This is a genomic window from Pseudomonas sp. BN606 (assembly GCF_029873115.1).
Taxonomy (GTDB): Bacteria; Pseudomonadota; Gammaproteobacteria; order Pseudomonadales; family Pseudomonadaceae; genus Metapseudomonas.
Genome location: NZ_SSOF01000066.1, coordinates 1 through 4,253, shown reverse-complemented (window position 1 = coordinate 4,253; position 4,253 = coordinate 1). Strand labels below are relative to the sequence as shown.

Here is a 4,253-nt window from a genome sequence, read left to right as displayed (position 1 = left end):
TGAATCGCCCCTAGTTTCGTAGACACCTCCAAGCCTCATAATGAGGCCCATTAGGAGGTGCCATGAGCAACCAGCGTTACCCCGAAGAATTCAAAATCGAAGCGGTCAAGCAAGTGACCGAGCGCGGCCTTCCCGTGGCCGAGGTGGCAGCGCGGTTGGGCATGTCGGTGCACAGCCTGTATGCCTGGATCAAGCGCTACAGCAAGCCCCGGGAACAGCGGCAGCAAGAAGATGATCAACAGGCCGAACTGCGTCGTCTGCGTGCGGAACTCAAGCGGGTAACCGAAGAGCGAGACATCTTAAAAAAGGCCGCCGCGTACTTTGCCAAGGAGTCCGGCTGAAGTACGCCGTCATCAACAAGTTATCGGTGGAGTACCCGGTACGTCGTCTCTGCCAGACCCTCAAAGTACATCCCAGCGGTTACTACGCCTGGTTGTCCGAGCCGAAATCCGTACGCGCGAAGGAAGACCAGCGTCTGCTCGGGTTGATCAAACATGCCTGGCTGGAAAGCGGCGGGGTCTACGGCTATCGCAAGATCCACGACGACCTGCGTGAGCTGGGGGAGTGCTGTGGCCGGCACCGCGTGGCTCGCCTGATGCGGGGAGAAGGGCTGCGCTCGCAGACCGGCTATCGTCGGCGCCCCGGTTATTACGGGGGCAAGCCGACGGTGGCCTCGCCCAACCGCCTGGAGCGGCAGTTCAACGTCAGCGAACCGAACAAGGTCTGGGTCACTGACATCACCTACATCCGCACCTATGAGGGTTGGTTGTACTTGGCGGTGGTGCTGGATCTGTTTTCACGCCAGGTGGTTGGCTGGTCGATGAAGCCACGGATGTGCAGCGACCTAGCCATCGATGCCTTGCTGATGGCGGTCTGGCGGCGGAAACCCAGGCAGGAGGTGATGATCCACTCCGACCAGGGTAGCCAGTTCAGCAGCTCGGACTGGCAGAGTTTCCTCAAGGCCAACAACCTGATCAGCAGCATGAGTCGACGCGGCAACTGCCACGACAACGCGGTAGCAGAAAGCTTTTTCCAGTTGCTGAAGCGGGAACGCATCCGACGGAAAACCTACGGCACCCGCGAAGAAGCCCGCAGTGATGTGTTCGATTACATCGAGATGTTTTATAACGCCAAACGCCGGCACAGCAGCGCTATGCAGCTATCGCCAGTGGAGTTTGAAAAGCGCTATTTCCAGAGCTTGGAGAGTGTCTAGGAAAGCCGGGGCGATTCACTCCCCTGCAACGCCGCCTGGTACTGGGCGATGACACTCGTGCTACGAAGCTGGCTCATGGCTCCGGGCAGCAGGTCATTCAGATACAGCAGCTTTGGGCTGAACGCCAGATCCTCGACGTAGGTGATGAAGGGATGGTTTGCAAGGTCCTCGCGGGTCTCGATCGGCGGCTGGCTGGCCAGGTACTCAGGCGTGCCGTAGAGGCGCAAGCGATAGTCGGCGAGCTTGGAGCAGACATAGGGACCGCGCTCGGGCCGCTCCAGGGTGATGGCGATGTCCGCTTCGCGGCGCGACAGGCTGACGAAGTGAGGGACAGGGAGGATGTCCACCGAGATATGCGGATACTGCTCGAGGAAACGACTCATCTGCGCCGTCACGAAATAGGAGCCGAAGCCCTCCGTACAGCCGATGCGCACATGGCCGGAAAGCCCCAGGCGCGTACCCGACACCTGCTCACAGGCGGCTTGCAAGGTGCTTTCCAGGGTCTCGGCATGGCTCAGCAGGCGCTGGCCTTCCACCGTCAGGACAAACCCAGCCGCGCGCGACTTCTCGAACAGCAAGGCACCCAGCGCCTGCTCCAGGGCTCGAACGCGTCGCGACACGGTGGTGTAGTCGACTCCAAGGCGGCGGGCAGCTCCGGTTGCGGTGCGGGTTCGGGCGACTTCCAGGAAGAATCGCAGGTCGTCCCATTTGACCTGTTCCGGACTAGGATTTTTTTGCATGTCCATCAGGATATTTTGCCTGTTCTTTAATGGATGGATGCTTACATATACTCACATCCATCGTCCCGTAGCCAAGTGCTTTTCTCGGCTTGCCGGGTCACTGGAATGGAGGGCTGACAGCATGAACGCATGCCTGGTTTCCGGCCTTCCCGCGCCTTGCTCCACCCACCATTTGCTGGCTCCCGGAGGGAGCCGCGGTCACTGACGAACACCTCACTGACGAAGAACTTGGCGACGCCTTCCCGAGGCGCCGCCGGGAATGCTGCACGCCTGAAAAAGGCGGTGGCGACAGGCACGACAAAAACAACTAAAGCGGAGCCCGATATGACACCTCACCACTCCCCCGACACCTCGGCCAGCGCTCGCATCATGGCCAACCCGAAGTTCCAGCGCCTGGCCCAGGAGCGTGCCGTTCTCGCCTGGTCGCTCAGCGCCCTGGTGCTGGCGGTCTACTACCTGTTCATCATGCTCGTGGCCTTTGTCCCCGGCTGGCTGCACCTGCCGCTCTACGAGGGCAGCCATCTCAGCCGCGGCATCCCGCTGGGTGCCGCCATCATCGTTCTTTCCTGGCTGCTGACCGCCTGGTACGTGCGTCACGCCAATAACCGCTTCGATGCACTGAGCGCGGAAATCCTCGCGGAGGGTCAGGCATGAAAGCCCTCCTCGCCCTCCTTGCCCTCGCGCCGCTGAGCGGCTTCGCCGACACCATCACGGCGCAGAAGCAACCCCTCAACCTGCATGCCATCGGCATGTTCTTCGTCTTTGTCCTGGCCACCCTGGCCATCACCTGGTGGGCCGCGCGCCGCACCCGCTCCGCCGCCGACTTCTACACCGCTGGCGGTGGCATCTCGGGCTTCCAGAACGGCCTGGCGATTGCCGGCGACTACATGTCGGCGGCCACCCTGCTGGGCCTTTCGAGCCTGGTGTTCGCCAAGGGCTACGACGGCTTCGTCTACATCATCGGCTTCTTCGTCGGCTGGCCCATCGTCACCTTCCTGATGGCCGAGCGCCTGCGCAACCTGGGCCGCTACACCTTCGCCGACATCGTCTCCTACCGCCTGGACCAGACCCGCATTCGCAGCTTCGCCGCCCTCGGCTCGCTGACCGTGGTCTGCTGCTACCTGGTCGTGCAGATGGTCGGCGCCGGCCAACTGATCAAGCTGCTGTTCGGCCTGGACTATCAACTGGCCGTGGTAGTGGTCGGTGTCCTGATGCTGGTCTACGTGATCTTCGGCGGCATGATCGCCACCACCTGGGTGCAGATCACCAAGGCCGTCCTGCTGCTGGCCGGTGGCACCGCACTGGTGCTGATGGCCATGAGCGAGTTCGGCTTCAGCTTCGAGAACCTGGCCGAGCGAGCGGTCGCCGTACACGCCAGCGGCGTCAAGATCATGGGGCCCGGTACCTTGCTGGCCGACCCGATCAGTGCCGTCTCGCTGTCCCTCGGCCTGGTGTTCGGCATCGCCGGCCTGCCACACATCCTGATGCGCTTCTTCACTGTGCCCAATGCCAGGGAAGCCCGCCGCTCGGTGCTGTTCGCCACCGGCTTCATCGGTTTCTTCTTCCTGGTGGTCTGCGTGCTCGGCTACACCGCGATCGTGATCGTCGGCACCGACCCGCAGTACTTCGTCGACGGCAAGCTGGGTGGCGCCCTGGTGGGCGGCGGCAACATGGTCGCCATGCACCTGGCCCAGGCAGTGGGCGGCAACCTGTTCCTCGGTTTCCTCTCCGCCGTAGCCTTCGCCACCATCCTCGCCGTGGTTGCAGGCCTTGCCCTGGCGGGCGCCTCGGCCATCTCCCACGACCTCTATGCCTCTGTGCTGAAAAAGGGGCACGCCAGCGAGAAGGATGAAATGCGGGTGTCGCGCATCGCCACCGTGGCTATCGGCCTGGTCGCAATCGGCCTGGGCATTCTCTTCGAGCAGATGAACATCGCCTTCCTCGTGGGCCTGACCTTCGGCGTCGCCGCTTCGGCCAACTTCCCGGTGCTGATCATGGCCATGTACTGGAAAGGCCTGACCACCCGTGGTGCCCTCTGGGGCGGGCTGACCGGGCTGGTGAGCGCCCTGGCCCTGGTGATCTGTGCACCGGCCGTCTGGGTCGGCGTGCTGGGCCATGAGAAGGCACTGTTCCCCTACGACCAGCCGGCGCTGTTCTCCATGCCGCTGGCGTTCCTGGTGATCATCGTCGTCTCCACACTCGATCGCAGCGCCCGCGCCAGCCGCGAACGCGCCGCCTATGACGACCAGTTCGTGCGCGCCCAGACCGGCCTGGGGGCTGCCGCCGCCAGCAGCCACTGA

The 4,253-nt window shown here is 63.0% G+C and carries 3 protein-coding genes and 1 pseudogene; 3 read left to right on the top strand and 1 reads right to left on the bottom strand.

Annotated elements, in window-relative coordinates; translation table 11 throughout:
* Window positions 1-62: 62 nt before the first annotated feature.
* Window positions 63-1,213, top strand: a protein-coding gene (locus E8E75_RS12155; protein ID WP_280358127.1) for an IS3 family transposase whose coding sequence is annotated in 2 segments (ribosomal slippage) — window positions 63-297 and window positions 297-1,213 — 1,152 coding nt in all. Because the reading frame shifts where the segments join, the coding sequence is not laid out codon by codon here.
* Window positions 1,214-1,233: 20 nt separating this feature from the next.
* Here E8E75_RS12155 and E8E75_RS12150 read toward each other — a convergent pair.
* Window positions 1,234-1,953: pseudogene (locus E8E75_RS12150) on the bottom strand (LysR family transcriptional regulator); the annotation flags it as partial.
* Window positions 1,954-2,277: 324 nt separating this feature from the next.
* Between E8E75_RS12150 and E8E75_RS12145 the strand changes: the two are divergent.
* Complete coding sequence (locus E8E75_RS12145) at window positions 2,278-2,607, top strand: DUF485 domain-containing protein (protein WP_280358951.1); 330 nt, start codon at window positions 2,278-2,280, stop codon at window positions 2,605-2,607.
* Window positions 2,604-4,253 carry a cation acetate symporter gene (locus tag E8E75_RS12140; RefSeq protein WP_280358947.1) on the top strand — a complete coding sequence of 550 codons (1,650 nt, stop codon included), beginning with the start codon at window positions 2,604-2,606 and terminating at the stop codon, window positions 4,251-4,253. Before E8E75_RS12145 ends, E8E75_RS12140 begins: the two co-directional genes overlap by 4 nt.